The sequence below is a fragment of the Klebsiella sp. P1927 genome, from assembly GCF_018204675.1.
GTDB classification, from domain to species: Bacteria; Pseudomonadota; Gammaproteobacteria; order Enterobacterales; family Enterobacteriaceae; genus Klebsiella; species Klebsiella pneumoniae.
Genome location: NZ_CP073377.1, coordinates 3,951,792 through 3,973,818 on the forward strand (window position 1 = coordinate 3,951,792; position 22,027 = coordinate 3,973,818).

General features: G+C 57.2%; 27 protein-coding genes. 12 read left to right on the forward strand and 15 right to left on the reverse strand.

What is annotated here, in order from left to right; genetic code table 11:
- Positions 1-77 precede the first annotated feature (77 nt).
- The 4 genes from xseB to KB892_RS19915 are packed head-to-tail and all read left to right on the forward strand — an operon-like array spanning position 78 to position 4,136.
- Positions 78-320: an exodeoxyribonuclease VII small subunit gene (xseB, locus tag KB892_RS19900; RefSeq protein ID WP_002891398.1), complete on the forward strand. Its 243-nt coding sequence runs from the start codon at positions 78-80 to the stop codon at positions 318-320.
- Complete coding sequence (gene ispA / locus KB892_RS19905; protein WP_004144656.1) at positions 321-1,220, forward strand: (2E,6E)-farnesyl diphosphate synthase; 900 nt, start codon at positions 321-323, stop codon at positions 1,218-1,220.
- Between the two features lie 18 nt (positions 1,221-1,238).
- Positions 1,239-3,101, forward strand: coding sequence for a 1-deoxy-D-xylulose-5-phosphate synthase (dxs, locus tag KB892_RS19910; protein ID WP_002891360.1), 1,863 nt, complete (start codon positions 1,239-1,241; stop codon positions 3,099-3,101).
- Between the two features lie 60 nt (positions 3,102-3,161).
- Positions 3,162-4,136: an aldo/keto reductase gene (locus KB892_RS19915; protein ID WP_002891359.1), complete on the forward strand. Its 975-nt coding sequence runs from the start codon at positions 3,162-3,164 to the stop codon at positions 4,134-4,136.
- Between the two features lie 45 nt (positions 4,137-4,181).
- Here KB892_RS19915 and pgpA read toward each other — a convergent pair whose 3' ends face one another.
- The 6 genes from pgpA to nrdR form a co-directional block, all read right to left on the reverse strand.
- Complete coding sequence (gene pgpA / locus KB892_RS19920) at positions 4,182-4,649, reverse strand: phosphatidylglycerophosphatase A (protein ID WP_002891358.1); 468 nt, start codon at positions 4,647-4,649, stop codon at positions 4,182-4,184.
- Between the two features lie 28 nt (positions 4,650-4,677).
- Positions 4,678-5,649, reverse strand: a complete 972-nt coding sequence (thiL, locus tag KB892_RS19925; RefSeq protein WP_002891357.1) for a thiamine-phosphate kinase — start codon at positions 5,647-5,649, stop codon at positions 4,678-4,680.
- Positions 5,650-5,720: 71 nt separating this feature from the next.
- Positions 5,721-6,140: a transcription antitermination factor NusB gene (gene nusB / locus KB892_RS19930; protein ID WP_002891356.1), complete on the reverse strand. Its 420-nt coding sequence runs from the start codon at positions 6,138-6,140 to the stop codon at positions 5,721-5,723.
- Positions 6,141-6,159: 19 nt separating this feature from the next.
- Positions 6,160-6,630, reverse strand: coding sequence for a 6,7-dimethyl-8-ribityllumazine synthase (ribE, locus tag KB892_RS19935; RefSeq protein ID WP_001021161.1), 471 nt, complete (start codon positions 6,628-6,630; stop codon positions 6,160-6,162).
- Positions 6,631-6,717: 87 nt separating this feature from the next.
- Positions 6,718-7,821, reverse strand: a complete 1,104-nt coding sequence (gene ribD / locus KB892_RS19940; RefSeq protein WP_002890420.1) for a bifunctional diaminohydroxyphosphoribosylaminopyrimidine deaminase/5-amino-6-(5-phosphoribosylamino)uracil reductase RibD — start codon at positions 7,819-7,821, stop codon at positions 6,718-6,720.
- Between the two features lie 3 nt (positions 7,822-7,824).
- Entirely contained in the window at positions 7,825-8,274 is a 450-nt protein-coding gene (gene nrdR / locus KB892_RS19945) for a transcriptional regulator NrdR (RefSeq protein ID WP_002890417.1), read from the reverse strand.
- Between the two features lie 147 nt (positions 8,275-8,421).
- Here nrdR and KB892_RS19950 point away from each other — a divergent pair, with 147 nt between their 5' ends.
- Both KB892_RS19950 and KB892_RS19955 read left to right on the forward strand, forming a co-directional pair.
- Entirely contained in the window at positions 8,422-8,961 is a 540-nt protein-coding gene (locus tag KB892_RS19950; RefSeq protein WP_002890414.1) for a SadB/YajI family lipoprotein, read from the forward strand.
- A 298-nt stretch (positions 8,962-9,259) separates the two neighbouring features.
- Complete coding sequence (locus KB892_RS19955) at positions 9,260-10,144, forward strand: nucleoside-specific channel-forming protein Tsx (RefSeq protein ID WP_002890412.1); 885 nt, start codon at positions 9,260-9,262, stop codon at positions 10,142-10,144.
- 54 nt (positions 10,145-10,198) lie between these two features.
- Here the strand turns inward: KB892_RS19955 and KB892_RS19960 are convergent, their stop codons facing one another.
- The 8 genes from KB892_RS19960 to KB892_RS19995 form a co-directional block, all read right to left on the reverse strand.
- Positions 10,199-10,894, reverse strand: a complete 696-nt coding sequence (locus KB892_RS19960) for a helix-turn-helix transcriptional regulator (RefSeq protein ID WP_002890405.1) — start codon at positions 10,892-10,894, stop codon at positions 10,199-10,201.
- Between the two features lie 23 nt (positions 10,895-10,917).
- A complete protein-coding gene (locus KB892_RS19965) occupies positions 10,918-11,283 on the reverse strand; it encodes a VOC family protein (protein WP_002890404.1) in 366 nt (121 codons plus the stop codon).
- A gap of 136 nt (positions 11,284-11,419) precedes the next feature.
- Positions 11,420-12,391 (reverse strand): protein translocase subunit SecF, encoded by a 972-nt coding sequence (gene secF, locus KB892_RS19970; protein WP_002890403.1) that lies wholly within the window; start codon positions 12,389-12,391, stop codon positions 11,420-11,422.
- 10 nt (positions 12,392-12,401) lie between these two features.
- On the reverse strand, positions 12,402-14,249 hold the full coding sequence (gene secD, locus KB892_RS19975; protein WP_002890400.1) for a protein translocase subunit SecD: 1,848 nt from the start codon (positions 14,247-14,249) through the stop codon (positions 12,402-12,404).
- 26 nt (positions 14,250-14,275) lie between these two features.
- Positions 14,276-14,608, reverse strand: coding sequence for a preprotein translocase subunit YajC (yajC, locus tag KB892_RS19980; RefSeq protein WP_002890398.1), 333 nt, complete (start codon positions 14,606-14,608; stop codon positions 14,276-14,278).
- A 22-nt stretch (positions 14,609-14,630) separates the two neighbouring features.
- A complete protein-coding gene (gene tgt / locus KB892_RS19985) occupies positions 14,631-15,758 on the reverse strand; it encodes a tRNA guanosine(34) transglycosylase Tgt (RefSeq protein WP_002890395.1) in 1,128 nt (375 codons plus the stop codon).
- Between the two features lie 108 nt (positions 15,759-15,866).
- Entirely contained in the window at positions 15,867-16,931 is a 1,065-nt protein-coding gene (gene queA, locus KB892_RS19990) for a tRNA preQ1(34) S-adenosylmethionine ribosyltransferase-isomerase QueA (protein ID WP_002890390.1), read from the reverse strand.
- 64 nt (positions 16,932-16,995) lie between these two features.
- Positions 16,996-17,112, reverse strand: coding sequence for a hypothetical protein (locus tag KB892_RS19995; protein WP_004218831.1), 117 nt, complete (start codon positions 17,110-17,112; stop codon positions 16,996-16,998).
- Between the two features lie 74 nt (positions 17,113-17,186).
- Here KB892_RS19995 and acpH point away from each other — a divergent pair, with 74 nt between their 5' ends.
- Positions 17,187-17,768, forward strand: coding sequence for an ACP phosphodiesterase (acpH, locus tag KB892_RS20000; protein WP_002890388.1), 582 nt, complete (start codon positions 17,187-17,189; stop codon positions 17,766-17,768).
- A gap of 127 nt (positions 17,769-17,895) precedes the next feature.
- Positions 17,896-18,498: a peroxiredoxin gene (locus KB892_RS20005; protein ID WP_002890386.1), complete on the forward strand. Its 603-nt coding sequence runs from the start codon at positions 17,896-17,898 to the stop codon at positions 18,496-18,498.
- A gap of 123 nt (positions 18,499-18,621) precedes the next feature.
- On the opposite strand, the gene KB892_RS20010 is transcribed toward KB892_RS20005, so the two are convergent.
- Positions 18,622-18,789 carry a hypothetical protein gene (locus KB892_RS20010; protein WP_004151344.1) on the reverse strand — a complete coding sequence of 56 codons (168 nt, stop codon included), beginning with the start codon at positions 18,787-18,789 and terminating at the stop codon, positions 18,622-18,624.
- Between the two features lie 55 nt (positions 18,790-18,844).
- Between KB892_RS20010 and KB892_RS20015 the strand changes: the two genes are divergently transcribed.
- From KB892_RS20015 to KB892_RS20030, 4 genes are all read left to right on the forward strand, one after another.
- Entirely contained in the window at positions 18,845-19,288 is a 444-nt protein-coding gene (locus tag KB892_RS20015) for a PTS sugar transporter subunit IIA (protein WP_002890380.1), read from the forward strand.
- 5 nt (positions 19,289-19,293) lie between these two features.
- Positions 19,294-19,581: a PTS sugar transporter subunit IIB gene (locus KB892_RS20020; RefSeq protein ID WP_002890376.1), complete on the forward strand. Its 288-nt coding sequence runs from the start codon at positions 19,294-19,296 to the stop codon at positions 19,579-19,581.
- 20 nt (positions 19,582-19,601) lie between these two features.
- A complete protein-coding gene (locus tag KB892_RS20025) occupies positions 19,602-20,993 on the forward strand; it encodes a PTS ascorbate transporter subunit IIC (protein ID WP_004151345.1) in 1,392 nt (463 codons plus the stop codon).
- Between the two features lie 65 nt (positions 20,994-21,058).
- Entirely contained in the window at positions 21,059-22,021 is a 963-nt protein-coding gene (locus KB892_RS20030) for a carbohydrate kinase family protein (RefSeq protein ID WP_002890372.1), read from the forward strand.
- Positions 22,022-22,027 lie beyond the last annotated feature (6 nt).

The window sequence follows — 22,027 nt, forward strand, 5'->3', positions numbered from 1 at the left end:
CGTTATTTGCTTACACGCGTGACTTCGTTACCATACCCGGTATTGCCGTCGCGACATAACAAGAGTCTACATTCACTATGCCAAAGAAAAATGAGGCCCCGGCCAGCTTTGAAACTGCTCTGGGCGAACTGGAGCAGATCGTTAACCGTCTGGAAAGCGGCGATTTGCCGTTAGAGGAAGCGCTAAGCGAATTTGAGCGCGGCGTACAGCTGGCGCGCCAGGGGCAAAGTCAGCTGCAGAAGGCCGAACAGCGCGTGCAGATCCTGCTGGCGGATAGTGAAGATTCCCCGACCACGCCTTTTACGCCGGACGCTGAATAAATGGATTTCCCGCAACAATTGCAGGCCTGTGTGGAACAGGCAAACGAAGCGCTGCGCCGTTTCATCGCCCCGCAGCCCTTTCAGAACACTCCGCTGGTGGAAGCGATGCATTATGGCGCATTGTTAGGCGGTAAACGCCTGCGTCCCTTCCTTGTCTACGCCACCGGCGAGATGTTCGGCGTGTGCCGTACCACGCTGGATGCTCCTGCCGCGGCGGTCGAATGCATTCATGCCTACTCCCTGATGCATGATGATTTGCCGGCGATGGATGATGACGATCTGCGCCGCGGCCTGCCGACCTGCCATATTAAATTTGGCGAAGCCAACGCAATTCTTGCGGGAGATGCCCTGCAAACGCTGGCGTTCTCTATACTGAGTGATGCGCCGATGGTCGACGTTCCTGACCGGGACCGGCTGGCGATGGTTTCCGAACTGGCGCAGGCCAGCGGCGTGGCGGGCATGTGCGGCGGCCAGGCGCTGGATCTGCAGGCCGAGGGACAGCAGGTTGATTTACAGGCGCTGGAGCGTATCCATCGCCACAAAACGGGCGCCCTGATCCGCGCCGCCGTCCGGATGGGAGCCCTGAGCGCCGGCGAACGCGGCCGCGCTGCCCTGCCCGCGCTGGATCGCTATGCGGAAAATATCGGTCTTGCCTTCCAGGTCCAGGATGACATTCTCGACGTGGTAGGGGATACTGCGACCCTTGGCAAACGTCAGGGTGCCGACCAGCAATTGGGTAAAAGCACCTATCCCGCCCTCCTGGGTCTTGAGCAAGCCCGGAAGAAAGCGCACGACCTGATCGCTGATGCCCGCCGGTCGTTAGATGAGCTGGCCGCACAATCTCTGGATACTTCGGCACTGGAAGCGCTCGCGAATTACATTATTCAGCGCGATAAATAAACAAAAAATGAGTCTCTGATGAGTTTTGATATTGCCAAATACCCGACCCTGGCGCTGGTAGATTCCACCCAGGAGTTGCGCCTGTTGCCAAAAGAGAGCCTGCCGAAGCTATGTGATGAGCTGCGGCGCTATCTACTGGACAGCGTCAGCCGTTCCAGCGGTCACTTTGCCTCTGGCCTCGGCACGGTGGAACTGACCGTGGCGCTGCACTACGTGTATAACACGCCGTTCGATCGCCTGATCTGGGACGTCGGCCATCAGGCCTACCCGCATAAAATTCTGACCGGTCGCCGGGACAAAATCGGCACCATTCGTCAGAAAGGCGGCCTGCATCCCTTCCCGTGGCGCGGTGAAAGCGAGTATGACGTGCTGAGCGTCGGTCACTCCTCCACTTCCATTTCCGCGGGTATCGGGGTGGCTATCGCCGCCGCGAAAGAGGATAAGCAGCGGCGCGCGGTGTGCGTCATTGGCGACGGGGCGATCACCGCCGGCATGGCGTTTGAGGCGATGAACCACGCCGGGGATATCAAACCCGACCTGCTGGTGGTGCTGAATGACAATGAAATGTCGATTTCCGAGAACGTCGGCGCGCTGAACAATCATCTGGCGCAGCTGCTCTCCGGTAAGCTCTACTCCACCCTGCGCGAAGGGGGCAAAAAGGTCTTCTCCGGGGTGCCGCCGATTAAAGAGCTGCTTAAGCGTACCGAAGAGCATATCAAAGGGATGGTGGTGCCGGGCACGCTGTTTGAAGAGCTGGGCTTTAACTACATTGGCCCGGTGGATGGCCATGACGTGCTCGGTCTGGTCAGCACGCTGAAGAACATGCGAGACCTGAAAGGCCCGCAGTTCCTGCATATTATGACCAAAAAAGGCCGCGGCTATGAGCCTGCCGAGAAAGACCCGATCACCTTCCATGCGGTGCCAAAATTCGACCATACCAGCGGCGTACTGCCCAAAAGCAGCGGCGGCCTCCCTTCCTACTCGAAAATCTTCGGCGACTGGCTGTGTGAAACGGCGGCCAAAGACAACAAGCTGATGGCGATCACGCCGGCGATGCGCGAAGGTTCAGGGATGGTGGAGTTTTCGAAGAAATTCCCCGATCGGTACTTTGACGTCGCCATTGCCGAGCAGCATGCGGTCACCTTCGCCGCCGGGCTGGCGATTGGCGACTACAAGCCGGTGGTGGCGATCTACTCCACCTTCCTGCAGCGAGCCTACGATCAGGTGATCCACGATGTGGCTATCCAGAAGCTGCCGGTGCTGTTTGCTATCGACCGCGCCGGGATCGTCGGCGCAGACGGTCAGACGCATCAGGGAGCGTTCGATCTCTCCTTCCTGCGCTGTATTCCGGATATGGTGGTAATGACCCCGAGCGATGAAAATGAATGTCGCCAGATGCTGTACACCGGCTACCACTACAGCAACGGCCCCTGCGCGGTGCGCTATCCGCGCGGTAGCGGCACCGGCGCGACGCTCGAGCCGCTGGCATCGCTGCCGATCGGCAAAGGGGTGGTGAAACGTCAGGGCGAGAAAATAGCGATCCTCAACTTTGGCACCCTGCTGCCGGAAGCCGCGGCGGTAGCGGACAAACTCAACGCCACCCTGGTGGATATGCGCTTTGTGAAGCCGCTGGATACCGCGCTGATCCTCCAGCTGGCCGGCGAGCACGACGCGCTGGTGACGCTGGAAGAGAACGCCATCATGGGCGGCGCCGGCAGCGGCGTGAACGAAGTGCTGATGGCCCATCGCCGGGCGGTACCGGTGCTCAATATTGGCCTGCCGGATTATTTTATTCCTCAGGGCACTCAGGAAGAGATCCGCGCCGACCTCGGCCTTGATGCCGCCGGTATTGAAGCCAAAATCCGCGACTGGCTGGCATAATTGCCCCTTCCGCTCCTGCTATGCTTAAGGGATACCCTCGATGAATAGCAGGAGCGCACTATGCACTATATCCCCCTCGGTGATACTGCCTTACGTGTTTCCCGACTCTGCCTCGGCTGCATGACCTTCGGCGAGCCGGACCGCGGGAGGCACGCCTGGACGCTTCCGGAAGAGAGCAGCCGTCCGCTTATCCAGCACGCCATTGAAGGCGGCATCAACTTCTTCGATACCGCAAATAGCTACTCCGACGGCAGCAGCGAAGAGATCGTTGGCCGCGCCCTGCGCGACTTTGCCCGCCGCGACGAGGTGGTTGTCGCCACCAAGGTGTATCACCAGGTCGGCGATCTGGCGGAAGGACTTTCCCGGGCGCAGATCCTGCGCTCCATCGACGACAGCCTGCGCCGTCTCGGGATGGACTATGTCGACCTGCTGCAGATCCACCGCTGGGACTATACCACCCCGATTGAAGAGACGCTCGAAGCGCTGGACGAGGTGGTGAAAGCCGGCAAAGCGCGCTATATCGGCGCCTCGTCCATGCATGCCCGGCAGTTTGCCCAGGCGCTGGCGCTCCAGCAGCAGAACGGCTGGGCGCGCTTCGTCACCATGCAGGATCACTACAACCTGATTTACCGGGAAGAAGAGAATGAGATGCTGCCCCTGTGCCAACGTAACGGCGTAGCGGTGATCCCGTGGAGTCCGCTGGCGCGCGGCAGGCTAACCCGCCCCTGGGGTGAGACCACCGCCCGGCTGGTCTCAGATGAGTTCGGCAAATCGCTGTACAGCGCCAGTGAAGAAAACGATGCGCAGATCGCCGAGAATCTCGCGGACGTGGCGGAAGAACTCGACGCCAGCCGCGCCCAGGTCGCTCTCGCCTGGCTGTTAAGCAAACCCGGCGTCGCCGCGCCGATTATCGGCCCGTCGCGTCAGGAACAGCTCGATGATCTGCTGCAGGCGGTGGATTTGACGCTCTCCGCGGAACAGATCGACAAGCTGGAGGCGCCGTATCAGCCGCATCCGGTGGTGGGATTTAAGTGACGGGCGTGGTTTCCCCGGCAGCGTAGCGTTGCCGGGGAGAGGCGGTTAAAGCAGACCGATGGGCCAGTGATGGCCAATGATGTACAGCACGCCGGCGGAGATCACGCCGGCGACGATATCATCGACCATAATCCCCATTCCGCCGTGGATATTGCGATCAAACCAGCGAATCGGCCACGGCTTCCACATATCGAAGATACGGAAAATCACGAAGCCGGCGGCCACCCACTGCCAGTCCATGGTCGGCAGCGCCATCAGGGTGATCCACATCCCGACGAACTCGTCCCAGACGATGCTGCCGTGGTCATGGGTGCCCATATCTTTGGCCGTGCGATGGCACAGATAGACGCCGATACAGATGCTCATCATCACCACCAGCGAGTAAAGCTGCCAGGGGAGAAAGGTCATCAGATACCAGAACGGGATCGCCGCCAGCGAGCCCATCGTCCCCGGCACCACCGGGCTTAAGCCGCTGCCAAAGCCGGTCGCCAGCAGATGCCACGGATTACGCATACTCAGGCGGCTAAGCGCCTCGTCTCGACTACGCAAAGTGATCGTATCCCTTTAAATCAAGCGCGACCGGCTTACCGTCGCGGATAAACTGCAGCCCTTCGCTCTCCGGCGCAATCTGTCCGATACAGGTAAAACGCGCGCCAAGATGGCCAAGAGCCACGTCCAGCGCCCCGCGGTTCAGCTCCGGTACGGTAAAGCACAACTCGTAATCTTCCCCGCCGGCGAGCGCCCAGCGCAGCGCCTGCTCAGAATCAACCTGGCGCAGCATCGCATCGGAGTACGGCATGGCATCGAGATCGATACGTGCGCCGCAGCCGCTGGCTTTGAGAATATGGCCCAGATCGGAGATCAGGCCGTCGGAGAGATCGATAGCCGATGTCGCCAGGTCACGCAGCGCCTGGCCCTGCAGCACGCGCGGCATCGGCCGCAGATGACGGGCCAGCAGGTAGTCGGCGTCAGACGGTTCATCCACCGTTAGACGATTCTGCAGTACAGCCAGACCGGCGGCGCTATCTCCCGGAGTGCCGGTAACATAGATCCAGTCCCCCGGCTTCGCGCCAGCGCGTTTCATGGCGCGTCCCGGCGGCACAAAGCCGTGGATACCCAGCGTCATGGAGAGCGGGCCACGGGTAGTGTCGCCGCCAATCAGTTGCATAGCGTAATAGTCCAGCTGGACAAACAGGCTGTCGCTGAAGGCTTCCAGCCAGACTTCATCCACCTCCGGCAAGGTCAGCGCCAGCGTGAGCCACGCCGGCTCCGCGCCCATCGCCGCGAGGTCGCTCAGGTTCACCGCCAGCGCTTTATAAGCGAGGTCGGCCGGGTCGATATCGGGTAAGAAGTGATTGCCCGCCACCAGGGTGTCGGTGCTGATTGCCAGCGTTTTTTTCTCGGGAATATGCAGGAGCGCGCAGTCATCGCCGATGCCGGTTTCAACATCAAGGCGGGCGCTTTTAACGCGATCAAAATAACGGGCAATCAGGGAGAATTCGCCGCATGCCATACGTTATGCCTCAGCAAAATAATAAATAAGGCCGGGCTGCGAGGCGACCCTCGCAAAACCCGGCCTGCAGTTTACTTCTTGTGGGGACGAATTACCGGAGCCGCTTTGTCCAGCACGCCGTTAACGAACTTGTGGCTATCTTCAGCGCCGAAGGTTTTCGCCAGTTCGATAGCTTCATTGATGGCCACTTTATACGGTACGTCATCACGTTTGGACAGCTCAAACAGCGCGATACGCAGCACCGCTTTTTCAACCTGGCCCAGCTCTTCCAGCTGGCGGGACAGGTAGGGCTTCATCAGGCCGTCGAGGTACGCGCTGTTAGTCGCCACTCCGGACAGCAGTTCGCGGAAATACAGAACATCAACATCTTTTACGTCCTGTTCCGCCAGGAACTGGTATTCGACATCAGCGATGTCGTTGTGGGACAACTGCCAGGAGTAGAGCGCCTGAACGGCACACTCACGGGCGCGGCGACGAGCAGCAGGTTTCACGGAATTCCCCTTACAAAAATCAGGCCTTGATGGCTTTCAATACGTTAATCATTTCCAGCGCGGTCAGCGCAGCTTCTGCACCTTTGTTACCGGCTTTGGTGCCAGCGCGCTCAATGGCTTGTTCAATACTTTCAGTGGTCAGAACACCAAAGGCTACCGGGATTTCGCTGTCCTGAGCGACATGCGCCAGGCCATTGCTGGCACCGCCTGCCACATATTCAAAGTGGGCGGTACCGCCGCGAATCACCGTCCCCAGCGCGATCACCGCGTCATATTTACCGGTTTTCGCCAGTGCGCCAGCCGCCAGCGGCAGCTCATACGCGCCTGGAACCCAAACGACGGTGATGTTTTCATCTTTTACCTGACCAATGCGTTTCAGGGCGTCAATCGCGCCTTCCAGCAGGCTGTCATTGATAAAGTTGTTGAAACGCGCAATGGTGATGGCGACGCGAGCGTCCGGGGTAGCAACGTTAGCTTCAATAATGTTCATACTCTTCCTTCGGGTTCATGTGCCCCGCAAGGGGGGCGGATTTTATCATATTATTCTGAGCGCTGCTTCCTAATAATCAGGAAAGCCTCACGCAGTGGTTAAATGCAGGCAGACATCCGGGCCAACCTGACGTATCTCATTGAATTTAAAATGGGGGGCCTGGCTCAGCTCTTCAAGCCCCGGCAGCGCGCATAATCCACGCGCCGCATTGCCTAACAGTTTAGGCGCAATATAGACGATAAGCTCGTCGACCAGACCCGCCTGCAGCAGCGCCCCGGCAAGCGTAGCCCCTGCCTCAACCCAGACGCTGTTGATCTGCTGTTTGCCGAGCATCATCATCAGCAGCACCAGATCGAGATGGCCGTTATGCTCCGGAACCAGCAGCGTGCGGGCGCTTTCCGGCCACTGCCGTGCATCGGCGCGCAGGCGGGCAAACAGCGTTTCCCCCGCCTGCTGCACAATACGATGCTCAGGCGTGACGCGGTTCTGGCTGTCGATAACGACGCGCAGCGGCTGGCGCAAATTCTCTTCGGGATAAAGCGCCTGGGTATCGGCGCTCAGCTCCTGCCAGCGCACGGTCAGCGCCGGATCGTCCGCCAGCACGGTGGCGCTGCTGGTCAGGATGGCATGGCTCTGGGCGCGCAGACGCTGCACGTCGCGTCGCGCCTGCGGGGAGGTGATCCACTGGCTTTCGCCGCTGGCCATCGCCGTGCGGCCGTCCAGCGAGGCGCCCAGCTTCAGCTGCACCCAGGGAAAACCGGTGCGCATCCGCTTCAGAAAGCCCTTATTCAGCGCTTCCGCTTCGTTCATCATCAGCCCATGGCTGACCTCAATGCCGGCCTGCTGCAGGCGATACAAACCGCGCCCCGCCACCTGCGGGTTCGGATCCTGCATCGCGGCGACCACGCGGCTGACGCCGGCGGCAATCAGCGCATCGCAGCATGGCGGCGTACGGCCATGGTGGCTGCAGGGCTCAAGAGTGACGTAGGCGGTGGCGCCGCGCGCCTTTTCGCCAGCCATGCGCAGGGCGTGCACTTCAGCATGCGGCTCGCCGGCGCGATAGTGAAACCCCTCGCCGACGATCTCGCCGTCTTTCACAATGACGCAGCCGACGTTAGGGTTAGGATGGGTAGTAAAGCGACCGCGCGCGGCAAGCTTCAGCGCACGCGCCATGTACATTTCGTCCTGCATGGCTTAGTCCTGTAAGCGGGCGATCTCTTCGCCGAATTCTTTAATATCTTCGAAGCTGCGATAGACCGACGCGAAGCGAATATAGGCGACTTTATCCAGCTTTTTCAGCTGCTCCATCACCAGGTTGCCGATCATTTTGCTGGCCACTTCGCGCTCGCCGGTGCCGCGCAGATGAGTCTTGATATGGTTGACCGCCATTTCCACGTCGTCGGCGCTAACCGGACGTTTCTCCAGCGCTTTCAGCATCCCGCTGCGCAGCTTGTCTTCGTTGAAGGGTTCGCGCACATCGTTACTCTTCACCACCCGCGGCATCACCAGCTCCGCCACTTCGAAGGTGGTAAAGCGTTCGTTACAGACCAGGCACTGCCGACGGCGACGCACGGAAGAGCCTTCCCCCACCAGACGAGAGTCGATCACTTTGGTATCCACGGCGAAACAGAAAGGGCAATGCATAGCGCGTCCTGACAGGTAGTTAAACTGAAGAGTAGTTTACCGCGAAGTGACCGGACTACAAAGAAAGAGCTTTTGAGACAAAGGATCTATGGGAGATGAGGCCGGGTTGGCTACCATTAAGCATCCTCTGTAAACGGAATCCTGACCATGACAAGACGTTACCTGAAGCTCGCCATCGCGGGCTGCCTGTTCACCCTGACCGCCTGCGCCCAGCAAAGCGAAATCCGCCAGATGCACCAGAGCGTGAGTACGCTGAGCCAGGAGATGACCCAGCTCAACCAGCAAACGATCAAAATCACCCAGCAAAACGCGCTGAACGCCAAATCCACCCGCGGCGTCTATCTGCTGCCGGAGGCCAAGACCCCGGCGCGGCTGGAGAGCCAGATCGGCACCCTGCGCATGTCGGTGGGCAGTATTACCCCGGATGGCGATGGGTCACGCCTGACCTTACGCATTCAGGGCGAATCCAACGATCCGCTGCCGGCCTTTACCGCCACCGTCGCTTCCGGACAGATCACCGGCACCACCCACAGCTATCAGGAAGTCAATGTTCAGGATCAGCTGATTAGCGCGCCGGCCAGCACCCTCGCCCCCAGCGATGTCGATATCCCGTTGCGCCTCAATGTAACGCCAGATAAAGTCGGTTTTATTCGCGTACACGATATCCAGCCCGCCGCCGCCCAGTAAGCCTTCAGCCGGGCCTGCCCCGCCCGGCTACCTCCTGCCCCGTCTTTCTTATCCACTTACAACTTTTCGCAAGAGTTCATTAGAAATCGTTCTGCAGCGCGATTTTCAGTAGCATTTTGTCAAGAAATGCATAGAATCGTGAACGCAATCGATTACGCATGTTCTGGTTATGTGAAACAACACGTATTTTTGTGAGCAATGATTCCTATAATAGACCCCCACAGAAAGACGAAATATTTAGAAACGCTTCGGCACTTCTTTTAACGCCTTCAGGCTCAATTTAAACAGTGGCATTACTATGAAAAAAACATTACTGGCAGCGGGTGCGGTTGTGGCGCTCTCCACTACTTTTGCCGCGGGCGCGGCAGAAAACGACAAACCGCAGTATCTGTCTGACTGGTGGCACCAGAGTGTTAACGTGGTGGGCAGCTACCACACCCGTTTTGGACCGCAGATCCGTAACGATACCTACCTGGAATACGAAGCGTTCGCCAAAAAAGACTGGTTTGATTTCTACGGCTATATTGATGCCCCGGTATTCTTCGGCGGCAACAGCACGGCAAAAGGTATCTGGAACAAAGGTTCCCCGCTGTTTATGGAGATCGAACCGCGTTTCTCTATCGATAAGCTGACCAATACCGACCTGAGCTTCGGGCCTTTCAAAGAATGGTATTTCGCCAACAACTATATCTACGATATGGGCCGCAACGACTCCCAGGAGCAGAGCACCTGGTATATGGGTCTGGGTACCGATATCGATACCGGCCTGCCAATGAGCCTGTCGCTGAACGTCTACGCCAAGTACCAGTGGCAGAACTACGGCGCCTCCAACGAAAACGAATGGGACGGCTATCGCTTCAAAGTGAAATACTTTGTGCCGCTGACCGACCTGTGGGGCGGTTCGCTGAGCTACATCGGCTTCACCAACTTCGACTGGGGTTCTGACCTCGGCGATGACAACTTCTACGATCTGAACGGGAAGCACGCGCGCACCAGCAACTCTATCGCCTCCAGCCACATCCTGGCGCTGAACTACGCGCACTGGCACTACTCTATCGTCGCCCGTTACTTCCATAACGGCGGCCAGTGGGCTGATGATGCGAAGCTGAACTTCGGCGATGGTCCGTTCAGCGTTCGCTCGACCGGCTGGGGTGGTTACTTCGTGGTCGGCTACAACTTCTGATTGCTGATACAGCAAGACAGCGCCCGGGCCGCAGCTCCTGCTGCCCGGGCTTTTTTATTTCTCCCGCACCTCGCACCGGACCTTGCGCAGAAAATCGCTTAACGAGCGGTCGGCGCACTCGCTGAATCGACGTTCGGTCCTTCTGACCTCCAGACAACGGTCGAGGCGAAAATTGCGGTAATCATTGCGCAGTTCGCACCAGGCCACCAACAGCCAGCGTTCGCCCCAGAAAAACAGCCCCAGGGGCAGCACTTCACGCCACGTCACCTGACCGGATTCATCCTGGTAGTGAAGCTGTAATACCTGCTGATTGGATACGGCCTGGTGGATAACGTCAAAATGGGTTTTAGCATAGCGATGCGCGCCAAGGTCAGGGGCAAACAGGCGAGTCTGCTCCGCCTGGCGCCGACGCGCCTCCGGCAGGATCGCCAGCATTTTTTCCTGGGCGGACTCCAGCGACTGCGACAGCGCCTCACCGCCCCAGGTTTTTAGCAGCCGAATCGCAGCGATCATCGCCTCGGATTCTTTGGTGGTCAGCATCAGCGGCGGCAGATCGTAGCCCGCCAGCAGCCGGTAGCCGCTGCCCGCTTCGCCCTCCACCGGTACGCCGGAGAGGGAGAGATCGCGAATATCGCGATAGACAGTACGCTCCGACACGCCCAACCGCTCCGCCAGCAGCGCGGCGGTAGTGAGCCGCCTGCCGCGCAGGATCTGCACAATCTGAAATAAACGGTCGGCGCGTCGGGTCATGTCTCACTTCACAAAAGTTAAGGTTAAGCCGGCTGGTGCAGGCCGACGCGGTTGCCCTCGCTGTCGGTAAACAGGGCGATGGTGCCAATATCATTCGGCAGCGTCAGCGGGCCGAAGACACAGGCCCCACCCGCCGAGGCAACGCGCTCCAGCGTGGCGGCAAGATGATCAGTATGCAGATAAATAATAGCGCCCTGCGCCGAGGGCGCGATACCTTCAAATTTGGCCAGCGCGCCGCCGGGGGCCGGATCCTGATGCGGGAACACCGCCAGCTCGGCGCAGTCCATGGTTTCGCGACGCAGCGACACTTGCATCACCGGCTCATAAAACGCGACGGCGCGATCCATATCGGCGACCGGAATTTCAAACCAGTTAATCACGTTGTTCATACTTCCTCCTGCTCGTTAGTGAGTTCAGAGGCAGTGTATGGGAGGGCTCCTGACAGCATACTGTCAGCAGGTTTTGTCGCGGGCAAAAAAATCCCGGCCGCAAGGGCCGGGATAGCTTTATCTCAACTGAACCGGATTACGGCAGAATAGACGGCTGATCCGCCCCTTCTTTCTCAACCTTCTGCTGGATCAGATGCTCGCGCTTCATGCCCAGCTTCAACGCCAGCGCGGAGGCGACGTAGATAGAGGAAGCCGTACCGATGGAAACACCGATCAGCATGGTCAGCGAGAAGCCTTCCAGAATCGGGCCGCCGAACAGGAACAGCATCAGGATCACCATCAAAGTGGTACCAGAGGTGATCAAGGTACGGTGCAGCGTCTGGGTCAACGACACGTTAAAGATCTCGTACGGCGTACCGCGGCGGATCTTACGGAAGTTTTCACGGATACGGTCCGATACCACGATACTGTCGTTCAGCGAGTAGCCGATAACCGACATCAACGAGGCCACGATGGTCAGGTCGATCTCGATATGGAACAGCGACAGCACGCCCATGGTGATCACCACGTCGTGCGCCAGGGCGATAACCACCCCGGCGGCCAGACGCCATTCGAAGCGGAAGCCGACGTAGATCAGGATACAGACCAGCGCCGCAATCAGCGCCAGGGCGCCGGTTTGCGCGAGGTCCGCCCCGACGCTCGGGCCGACAAACTCAATACGCTTCACTGCCGCATTCTGGCTGGTCGATTCGTTAATCACCGTCACGACCTTGCTGCCCAGCTCCTGGCTGCCGTTGGCGTCATGCACCGGCGGCATACGTACCATGATGTCGCGGCTGCTGCCAAAGTTCTGCACCTGCGGCTCTTCAAAGCCCGCTTTCTGCAGGGAATCGCGCATCTGGTCCAGATCGACCGGTTTCTCAAGGGTAATTTCAATCACCGTACCGCCGGTGAAATCGAGCCCCCAGTTAAACCCGCGAACGCCGATGATGGCGATCGACACAATTAGCAGAAAACCTGAAATGCCGAAGGCCCAGTAGTCCCAGCGCATAAAGTCCCAGACTTTACGGCCGTGGTTCAATTGTTCAACAGTATATTCCTGTGCCACAACGCACTCCTCAGATAGACAGCTTTTTAACGCGCTTGCCGCCGTACAGCAGGTTCACGATGGCACGGGTGCCGACGATAGCGGTAAACATTGAGGTCGCGATACCGATACCGGTGGTAATCGCAAACCCTTTAATGGCACCGGTACCGACCGCGTACAGGATGATCACTTTGATAAGCGTCGTCACGTTGGCGTCGAAGATCGAGCTGAACGCGCCGCGATAACCTTCGTCAATCGCCTGCTGAACGGTACGCCCGTTGCTCAGCTCTTCTTTGATACGCTCGTTGATCAGAACGTTAGCATCGACCGCCACCGCAAGGGTTAACACGATACCCGCGATGCCCGGCATGGTCAGCGTCGCCCCCGGGATCAGGGACATAATGCCGACAATCAGTATCAGGTTGGCAATCAGCGCCGAGGTCGCAATCAGGCCGAACTTCTTATAGAAGAGGATCATGAACAGGATAGAGACCACCAGACCGGCCAGACAGGCTTCCAGACCCTGCTTGATGTTCTGCATTCCCAGGGTTGGGCCGATAGTCCGCTCTTCGACGATCTGAATCGGCGCAATCAGCGCGCCGGCACGCAGCAGCAGCGACAGCTGACGCGCTTCGTTCGGATTGCTGATACCGGTGATACGGAAGCTGTTACCCAGACGCGACTGGATGTTGGCGATGTTAATCACCTCTTCCTCTTTCGCCAGGATAGCGCGACCGTTAGCGTCTTTCTTACCGCTGTCTTTATACTCCACGAACAGGGTCGCCATCGGCTTGCCGATGTTGTCCTTAGTGAAGTTAGACATGATGTTACCGCCCGCGCTGTCCAGCGAGATGTTAACCTGCGGCTGGTTGTACTCATCCATGCTGGAGGTCGAGTCGGTGATATGGTCCCCGGTCAGGATCACCCGCTTGTACAGCACTACCGGCTGGCCTTCACGCGTCTGCTTCACTTCCGAGTCGCCCGGCACGCGGCCAGAGGCGGCGGCGGACTGGTCCACGTTAGTATTGACCAGACGGAACTCGAGGGTCGCGGTCGCGCCAAGGATTTCCTTCGCACGCGCGGTATCCTGGATACCCGGCAGCTCAACCACGATGCGGTCAGCGCCCTGACGCTGAACCAGCGGCTCGGCGACGCCCAGCTGGTTCACACGGTTACGCAGGATATTAATGTTCTGCTGAACCGCGTACTCACGGGCTTCTTTCAGGCGCTCATCGGTCATCACCGCTTTCAGGCTGTTGTCACCCTGAGAGGAAATAACCAGATCGCGATGGCGAGGGCTGAGATAAGAGATAGCCTGGTCGCGCGCCGCGCTGTCGCGGAAGACGATGCTCAGACCGTAGTTGTCTTCTTTACGCACGGTCGCGTAAGGAATGCCTTTGTCGCGCAGCTCGCTGCGCAGGCTATCGATGTTCTGTTCCTGCAGTTTGCCTAACGCGGTGTCCATGTCGACTTCCATCAGGAAGTGCACGCCGCCGCGCAGATCAAGACCCAGCTTCATCGGCTCGGCATAGAGCGCCGCCAGCCAGCGTGGGGTTGCCGGAGCAAGGTTCAGCGCCACGACGTATTTGTCACCCAGCACGTTAAGCAGCGCTTCGCGCGCGCGCAGCTGGGTATCAGTGGTGTCGAAGCGCGCAAGAATAGCGCCCTCTTCCAGTGCCACAGACTTCGCGGTTATTTTTTCTTCTTGTAAAGTTTTCTGGACCTGGATCAGCGTTTGCTCACTGGCGGCGACGCCGCGCGCGCCAGTGATTTGAACAGCCGGATCCTCACCATACAGGTTGGGAAGCGCATAGATCAGGCCGACGACAATGACGACGACCAGCATGACGTACTTCCACAAAGGATAACGGTTTAACACGGCAGTTCCCTTTGGGAAAAGTTAGATTACAGCGCCTTCATGGTGCCTTTCGGCAGAACGGCAGCAACGAAGTCACGTTTGATAACCACTTCAGTGGTATCGTTCAGCGCGATAGCAATGTAGCCAGTTTCCGCTACTTTGGTCACGCGACCGACCAGACCGCCGTTGGTCAGCACTTCATCACCTTTGGCGATGGAGTTCATCAGGTTCTTATGTTCCTTGGTGCGCTTCTGCTGTGGACGTAGGATCATGAAGTAAAAAATCAGACCGAACACCACCAGCATCAGAATCAGAGACATCGGGCTGCCCTGCGCCGGTGCACCCGTTGCCGCTACCGCATCAGAAATAAAAAAGCTCATTGAAATTCCCTCATTATTAAAATTAATCAACGTTCAAAGGAGGCACGGTGCGCCCCTGACGTTGGTAAAAATCGGTCACGAAGCTCTCTAATTTACCCTCTTCGATAGCCTTGCGTAAACCAGCCATTAAACGCTGATAGTAGCGCAGGTTATGAATGGTATTGAGACGCGCGCCCAATATTTCGTTGCAACGGTCGAGGTGATGCAAGTAAGCGCGTGAATAATTGCGACATGTATAGCAATCACACTCGGCGTCCAGCGGCGCGGTATCGCTTTTGTGCTTCGCGTTGCGGATTTTCACCACGCCGTCGGTGACGAACAGGTGGCCGTTACGCGCGTTGCGCGTCGGCATGACGCAGTCGAACATATCGATACCGCGACGTACCCCTTCCACCAGATCTTCCGGCTTCCCGACGCCCATCAGGTATCGTGGTTTATCGGCCGGGATCTGCGGGCAGACGTGCTCCAGAATACGGTGCATGTCTTCCTTCGGCTCACCAACCGCCAAACCGCCGACAGCGTAGCCATCAAAGCCAATCTCTACCAGACCTTTCACCGAGATATCGCGTAAATCTTCGTAAACGCTACCCTGAATAATGCCGAACAGCGCATTTTTATTGCCAAGGCTATCGAAACGGTCGCGGCTGCGCTTCGCCCAGCGCAGAGACATCTCCATTGAGCGCTTGGCGTAATCCCAGTCCGCCGGGTACGGCGTACATTCGTCGAAGATCATCACGATGTCAGAGCCGAGATCGTACTGAATCTCCATCGATTTTTCCGGATCGAGGAAAATCGGATCGCCGTTGATCGGATTGCGGAAGTGGACGCCCTGCTCGGTGATCTTACGGATATCGCCAAGGCTGAACACCTGGAAACCGCCGGAGTCGGTCAGGATCGGTCCTTTCCACTGCATAAAATCGTGCAGATCGCCGTGCAGCTTCATGATCTCCTGACCCGGGCGCAGCCACAGGTGGAAGGTGTTGCCGAGAATAATCTGCGCGCCGGTGGCTTCCACCTCTTCCGGCGTCATCCCTTTGACGGTGCCGTAGGTGCCAACGGGCATAAAGGCCGGTGTTTCCACCACGCCGCGCTCAAACACCAGGCGACCGCGGCGGGCGCGACCGTCGGTGGTATCCAGTTCAAATTTCATGCTTGCTCCTGCGTCAGAAAAACAGTCCGACGTTTTCATACTCGCCACGGAATGATTCCGTAGCTAAAAAATGCGTTATGGCGTCTACAAGCCGGCGTACCGGCCTTTTCAGGGACGCTCAGAAATAGCCTGCGGATTGTACGTGATAAACATCGCATCCCCGTAGCTAAAAAAGCGATATTTCTGCTCAACCGCCACCTTATAGGCGTTCATGGTGTGCTGATAACCCGCAAACGCCGACACCAGCATAATCAGTGTGGATTCAGGGAGATGGAAGTTAGTCACCAGCGCATCGATCACCTGGTACTGATAACCCGGGTAGATGAAAATCTGCGTATCGTCGAAGAACGGCGCGATCAGCGCGTCTTTCGCCGCCTGCGCCGCGCTCTCCAGCGAACGTACCGAGGTGGTGCCCACCGCTATCACGCGGTTGCCGCGCGCTTTCGCCGCCAGCACCGCATCGACCACCTCCTGCGGCACTTCGGCATATTCGGAGTGCATGGTGTGCTCTTCAATGCTGTCGACGCGCACCGGCTGGAAGGTGCCCGCCCCCACATGCAGGGTGACAAACGCCATCTCAACGCCTTTGGCGCGCAGTTTGTCCAGCAGCGGTTCGTCGAAATGCAAACCGGCGGTCGGGGCGGCTACCGCGCCCGGCCTGGTGCCATAGACGGTTTGATAGAGCTCGCGGTCGGCGTCTTCGTCCGGGCGGTCAATATAGGGCGGCAGCGGCATATGGCCGATCCCGTTAAGGATCTCCAGCACCGGGCGCTCGTCGTTAAACTCCACTTCAAACAGCGCGCCGTGGCGCGCCAGCATCGTGGCCTTAATGCTCTCGTCATCGCCCAGCAGCAGCTCGGCGCCCGGCTTCGGCGCTTTTGAGGCGCGAATATGGGCCAGGATGCGCTTATCATCCAGCATCCGCTCCACCAGCACTTCAATCTTGCCGCCGCTGGCCTTGCGGCCGAACAGACGCGCCGGGATCACCCGGGTGTTGTTAAACACCAGCAGATCGCCGGGATTGAGCTTATCGAGGATGTCGGTGAAGGTGCCATGCGTCAGCGCGCCCGTCGGCCCGTCCAGGGAGAGCAAGCGACAGCTACTGCGCTCAGGCATCGGATAGTGGGCGATCAGAGATTCGGGTAGTTCAAAAGCAAAATCGGTAACGCGCATGACGGTAACTCAGACTGAATAAAGAGGCGGGTAGTCTAGTGCCGGGGCGGTCTGGCTGCAACCTTTACCCCTCCGGATGAATGACATAATCTATATTCCAAATCATTCCGAATGCCGCCATGCGGCAACCGAATGCCTTACCGGTGGCAAAGGTGCCGCGCGCGGCAAGACAGCATGCCATTCGGCCACCGAGGCGGCGTTCAGCGCAACATCGGTGTTTCCACCTGCCCGCTCGTATTTAAAGGATGTCGTTTTATGAATTTTCTCGCCCACCTGCACCTGGCCCATCTCGCCGACAGTTCGCTGCCCGGCAACCTGATGGCCGACTTCGTGCGCGGCAACCCGCAGGGCGACTATCCGGCGGAGATCATCGACGGCATCTATATGCATCGCCGGATTGACGTGATGACTGACAACCTGGCGGAAGTCAAAGAGGCGCGGGAGTGGTTTCGCCCGCAGACCCGCCGCGTCGCCCCCATCACCCTCGACGTCATGTGGGATCATTTCCTGTCCCAGCACTGGACGCAGCTCTCCCCTGACCTGCCGCTGGACGAGTTCGTACGCTACGCCGAGCGGCAGATCGTCCCCATCCTGCCCGACTCGCCGCCCCGCTTCGTCAATCTCAATCAATATCTGTGGTCGGAGCGCTGGCTGGAGCGCTATCGGGAAATGGATTTTATTCAGCGCGTGCTGAACGGCATGGCCAGCCGCCGTCCACGTCTCGAGGCGCTACGCGACTCCTGGCAGGATCTGGATACCCATTACGACCGTCTGGAGACGCAGTTCTGGCGCTTTTATCCGCAGATGATGCGCCAGGCAGAAAACAAACAGCTGTAATAGCCACGTCATTGATAGGTAAAAACTGGCTGAACGATTGTTAGCGCCTCTTTGTGTTATTGCCGGGCAGGCTCTATACTTGCCCGCGTTGCGTTCCAAATAACCTTAGTAATTACAGGAGAATCAAATGGTTCTGGTCACTCGTCAAGCGCCGGATTTTACTGCAGCCGCTGTGCTGGGTAATGGTGAGATCGTTGAGAAATTCAATTTCAAACAGCACACCAACGGTAAACCTACCGTTCTGTTCTTCTGGCCGATGGACTTCACCTTCGTGTGCCCGTCTGAGCTGATCGCGTTCGACAAACGTTACGAAGAATTCCAGAAACGCGGCGTGGAAGTGGTTGGCGTTTCCTTCGACTCCGAGTTCGTGCACAACGCATGGCGTAACACCCCGGTAGACCAGGGCGGTATCGGCCCGGTTAAATACGCGATGGTTGCTGACATCAAACGTGAAATCCAGAAAGCTTACGGTATTGAGCATCCGGACGAAGGCGTAGCGCTGCGCGGCTCCTTCCTGATCGACGCCAACGGCATCGTTCGTCATCAGGTGGTTAACGACCTGCCGCTGGGCCGTAACATCGACGAAATGCTGCGTATGGTAGACGCCCTGCAGTTCCACGAAGAGCACGGCGAAGTCTGCCCGGCGCAGTGGGAAAAAGGAAAAGAAGGTATGGCCGCCTCTCCGGAAGGCGTTGCAAAATACCTGACCGAAAACGTTTCCAGCCTGTAATCGGCACGCGTTTTAATAAAAGGCTCGCTCAGGCGGGCCTTTTTTGTTAGCGGCGTCAAAATTTAAGAAAATGACCCGCCGATATTTGTGACCAGAGATAAACTTCTGGCGAAAAAATTCGCTTTACCTCTCACTTTTTCTCTGGCAAATTTCAGCGTCAAAATACAAAGCCTTCATAACAGACTGAAAAACATATAAATTATTTATATCGTTTTCTGCCGGTACTTTGCCGTCGATGTGATCCCCATCAATATTTAAAACCGCGGATGTGATCTCATCCATCATTTTCATCAATGTATTTGGTCATGATTTAACTCAGGAACAGGAATACGTTCAGGAGCTGAGGATGGAAATTATTTTTGACCCGTCGTTAATCGCCCTTAAGCAGAATATTTCCCGTGCGGAAGAGGCCATCGAACTGGCGGGTTCATTACTTGCCAGGCGCCAGATTTGCAGCGCCGAATATGTCAACGAGATGCTGACGGTATATGAAGATTTTGGCGCCGCCATCGTGATAGATGACGGGATTGCCATGCCGCATGCCCGGCCGGAAAAAGGGGCATTACAGACCGGGTTCTCACTTGTCACCACCGCCACGCCAATCTCCTTCGGCCACGATGAGTTCGATCCGGTTTCCGTGGTCATCGCGATCGCCGGCGCCGATGCTGACAGTCATATCAAAATGATCCAACTGATAGCCTCGCTGATCGAGTCAGATATTGTGACCTTTCTTCAGCAGGAAAATGACGTTAATTCAGTCTTACATTTCATTCAAAAACAAATGGAGTAGTCATTATGTTAGTTATCAGAACGGTTTGTGGTAACGGTATTGGCAGCTCATTGATGGCTGCGAATAATGTGAAAAAGATTTGTGACGAATTAGGCATCAAAGCGGACGTCGCCTCGGTCGATTTTGCTAACGCCGTCGGGGAAAAAGCCGACCTTTACGTCACGATCAAAGAACTGGCAAATCAATTTCCGGCCCACTGTCATGTCGCCATCATTCGCAGCTACGTCCATAAAGCGAAGATCGCCGAGGATATTACCGACGCGCTGATGAAAATTGCTGCGACTCACTCTTAATCAGCATAGAGGGAACGACCATGCAGGCTATTCTTAGTTTCTTAACGGAAATATTCAGTCAACCCGCCTTTTTAATGGGGCTTATCGCCTTTGTTGGTTTAGTGGCGCTGCGCTCCCCCGGTAACAAACTGCTTACCGGCACATTAAAGCCGATTTTAGGCTATTTGATGTTGAGCGCTGGGGCAGGCGTTATCGTTGCCAATCTCAATCCGCTGGGCGGTATTATCGAGGCCGGATTTAATATCCGCGGCGTTATTCCGAACAATGAAGCCATTGTCTCCGTCGCCCAGAAAATGCTGGGCGTGGAAACCATGAGTATTTTACTGTTAGGCTTTATTTTCAATCTGATTATCGCCCGCTGTACCAAGTATAAATATATCTTTCTGACCGGCCATCATTCGTTCTTTCTCGCCTGCCTGTTCTCCGCCGTTCTGCAGGCGGCGGAGTTCCAGGGCTGGATGTTGATCCTGATCGGTGGATTCCTGTTGGGCTCATGGTCGGCCATCTCCCCGGCCATCGGTCAGCGTTACACCAGGCAGGTAACCGAAGACGGCGGGATCGCCATGGGCCATTTCGGCTCTCTCGGCTACTACCTCTCGGCATGGATCGCCAGCCGGACCGGCAATCCGGCAAATTCCTTCGCCGATACCGAAATTTCAGAAAAGTGGGGCTTTCTGCGCGATACCACGGTCACCACCGGTATCGTGATGTTTGTTATCTACTTTGTCTGCAGCGCTGTCGCCGGGTCGGCGTACCTGAGCACCATCACCGACCAAAACATGCTGATCTTCTCGGTGCTGACCGGTCTGCAGTTCGCCGTTGGCGTAGCCATTGTCTATAACGGCGTGCGGCTGATCCTCGGCGATCTGGTGCCGGCGTTCCAGGGCATCAGCCAGAAGCTGATCCCGGATTCCATCCCGGCCGTTGACTGCGCGGTGTTCTTCACCTTTAGCCCCACCGCGGTGGTAGTGGGATTCATCAGTTCCTTTGTGGGCGGGCTGGTCGGGATGCTCTTGCTCGGCGGGCTGGGCATGGCGCTGATTATTCCCGGCATGGTGCCGCACTTCTTCTGCGGCGGCACGTCCGGCGTCTTCGCCGACAAACTGGGCGGTAAGCGCGGATGTATCATCGCCTCCTTTATCGGCGGGATCTTCCTGGCCTTCCTGCCGGCGATGCTGCTGCCGGCGCTCGGCAACCTCGGGTTTGAAAACAGCACCTTCGCCGATTTCGACTTCGCGGTATGGGGCATCATTATCGGGAATGCGTTCACCCAGTTTGGTCAGATCACTATCTATCTGATTTGTCTGGCGCTGCTCGTCGCGCTGCTGGCGCCTTTCTGCTTCCGTCACGTCCAGGTGGTGGGCAACACGCTCAGCTATGAGGAGCTTACGGCGAAGCAGAAAAATGAATAAGCGAGGTCATTTTTCCCGGCGGGAGGGCCACGCTTTCCGCCGCTGACAAATAATCAGGAGTGGTTATGGCTATTTTGTCCATTGGATTTGCTTGTTTCGATCAGTTTTTCTTTCTCAATGAATGGCCCCAGGAGAATACCAAAAACTTTTGTCATGATTTTATTGAAAGCGGCGGCGGTCCGGCGGCCAATGCGGCCTGGCTGCTGGGATTATGGGGCGAGGAGGTTTATTACATTGGTCATCTGCAGCAGGACCTTTACGGTCAGCGCATTATCGATGAGTTTGCCGAGGCGGGGGTGGATACCAGCCAGGTGGTTTTCTCCGATGACATGATCACCCCGCTGGCCTCGGTGCTGGTCAATCGCTTAACGGGTTCGCGGACGATTATTACCCGCAAGATGCAAACGCCGCCTTCCCTGACCTACGAGCAAAAGCTCAAACTGGACGACCTCGCCGAGCGACTGATTGCCAGCGAGGAGCCGGTTACCATTTTAATTGACGGCCATGAGGCGGAAATCAGTGAATATTTAATTAAGAAACTGCCCAACGCCAGGGTCGTGATGGACGGCGGGTCACTGCGCGCCAGCAATATTAAACTGGCGGCCTGGACTGACTATTTTGTAGTGAGCGAACATTTCGCCCGCGATTATATGAGCTATCGCTCGCTGAGCACCGAAGCAGAAATTAAAGCGGCCCTGATTGAGTTGAATAAAATTTGCCGCGGTGAAGCATTTATTACCCTTGGCGAAAAAGGCTGCGCTTTTTTAAAAAGCGGTATGCTGCAGATCGTCCCGTCCTGGCTGTGCAATGCCGTTGATACCACCGGCGCCGGGGATGTATTTCACGGCGCCTTCACCTATGGCGTCCATTACTCATGGCATATCGATAACATTATTTTATTTGCCAGCCTGACCGCCGCCATTTCTATTGAGAAAAAAGGGGTTCGGGAATCGATGCCTGACCTGGCGGTCGTCCACCACTCGTTAAATAGCTACGAGAGAAACTTAACGCAATATTTTGAAGAATAACTGCAT

Bases quoted from the DNA above. Each gene is read 5' to 3' on its own strand.
- xseB (WP_002891398.1), top strand. From the start codon at position 78: ATGCCAAAGAAAAATGAGGCCCCGGCCAGCTTTGAAACTGCTCTGGGC.
- ispA (WP_004144656.1), top strand. From the start codon at position 321: ATGGATTTCCCGCAACAATTGCAGGCCTGTGTGGAACAGGCAAACGAA.
- dxs (WP_002891360.1), top strand. From the start codon at position 1,239: ATGAGTTTTGATATTGCCAAATACCCGACCCTGGCGCTGGTAGATTCC.
- KB892_RS19915 (WP_002891359.1), top strand. From the start codon at position 3,162: ATGCACTATATCCCCCTCGGTGATACTGCCTTACGTGTTTCCCGACTC.
- pgpA (WP_002891358.1), bottom strand. From the start codon at position 4,649: ATGCGTAATCCGTGGCATCTGCTGGCGACCGGCTTTGGCAGCGGCTTA.
- thiL (WP_002891357.1), bottom strand. From the start codon at position 5,649: ATGGCATGCGGCGAATTCTCCCTGATTGCCCGTTATTTTGATCGCGTT.
- ribE (WP_001021161.1), bottom strand. From the start codon at position 6,630: ATGAACATTATTGAAGCTAACGTTGCTACCCCGGACGCTCGCGTCGCC.
- ribD (WP_002890420.1), bottom strand. From the start codon at position 7,821: ATGCAGGACGAAATGTACATGGCGCGTGCGCTGAAGCTTGCCGCGCGC.
- nrdR (WP_002890417.1), bottom strand. From the start codon at position 8,274: ATGCATTGCCCTTTCTGTTTCGCCGTGGATACCAAAGTGATCGACTCT.
- KB892_RS19950 (WP_002890414.1), top strand. From the start codon at position 8,422: ATGACAAGACGTTACCTGAAGCTCGCCATCGCGGGCTGCCTGTTCACC.
- KB892_RS19955 (WP_002890412.1), top strand. From the start codon at position 9,260: ATGAAAAAAACATTACTGGCAGCGGGTGCGGTTGTGGCGCTCTCCACT.
- KB892_RS19960 (WP_002890405.1), bottom strand. From the start codon at position 10,894: ATGACCCGACGCGCCGACCGTTTATTTCAGATTGTGCAGATCCTGCGC.
- KB892_RS19965 (WP_002890404.1), bottom strand. From the start codon at position 11,283: ATGAACAACGTGATTAACTGGTTTGAAATTCCGGTCGCCGATATGGAT.
- yajC (WP_002890398.1), bottom strand. From the start codon at position 14,608: ATGAGCTTTTTTATTTCTGATGCGGTAGCGGCAACGGGTGCACCGGCG.
- tgt (WP_002890395.1), bottom strand. From the start codon at position 15,758: ATGAAATTTGAACTGGATACCACCGACGGTCGCGCCCGCCGCGGTCGC.
- queA (WP_002890390.1), bottom strand. From the start codon at position 16,931: ATGCGCGTTACCGATTTTGCTTTTGAACTACCCGAATCTCTGATCGCC.
- KB892_RS19995 (WP_004218831.1), bottom strand. From the start codon at position 17,112: ATGGCATGCTGTCTTGCCGCGCGCGGCACCTTTGCCACCGGTAAGGCA.
- acpH (WP_002890388.1), top strand. From the start codon at position 17,187: ATGAATTTTCTCGCCCACCTGCACCTGGCCCATCTCGCCGACAGTTCG.
- KB892_RS20005 (WP_002890386.1), top strand. From the start codon at position 17,896: ATGGTTCTGGTCACTCGTCAAGCGCCGGATTTTACTGCAGCCGCTGTG.
- KB892_RS20010 (WP_004151344.1), bottom strand. From the start codon at position 18,789: ATGAAAATGATGGATGAGATCACATCCGCGGTTTTAAATATTGATGGG.
- KB892_RS20015 (WP_002890380.1), top strand. From the start codon at position 18,845: ATGGAAATTATTTTTGACCCGTCGTTAATCGCCCTTAAGCAGAATATT.
- KB892_RS20020 (WP_002890376.1), top strand. From the start codon at position 19,294: ATGTTAGTTATCAGAACGGTTTGTGGTAACGGTATTGGCAGCTCATTG.
- KB892_RS20025 (WP_004151345.1), top strand. From the start codon at position 19,602: ATGCAGGCTATTCTTAGTTTCTTAACGGAAATATTCAGTCAACCCGCC.
- KB892_RS20030 (WP_002890372.1), top strand. From the start codon at position 21,059: ATGGCTATTTTGTCCATTGGATTTGCTTGTTTCGATCAGTTTTTCTTT.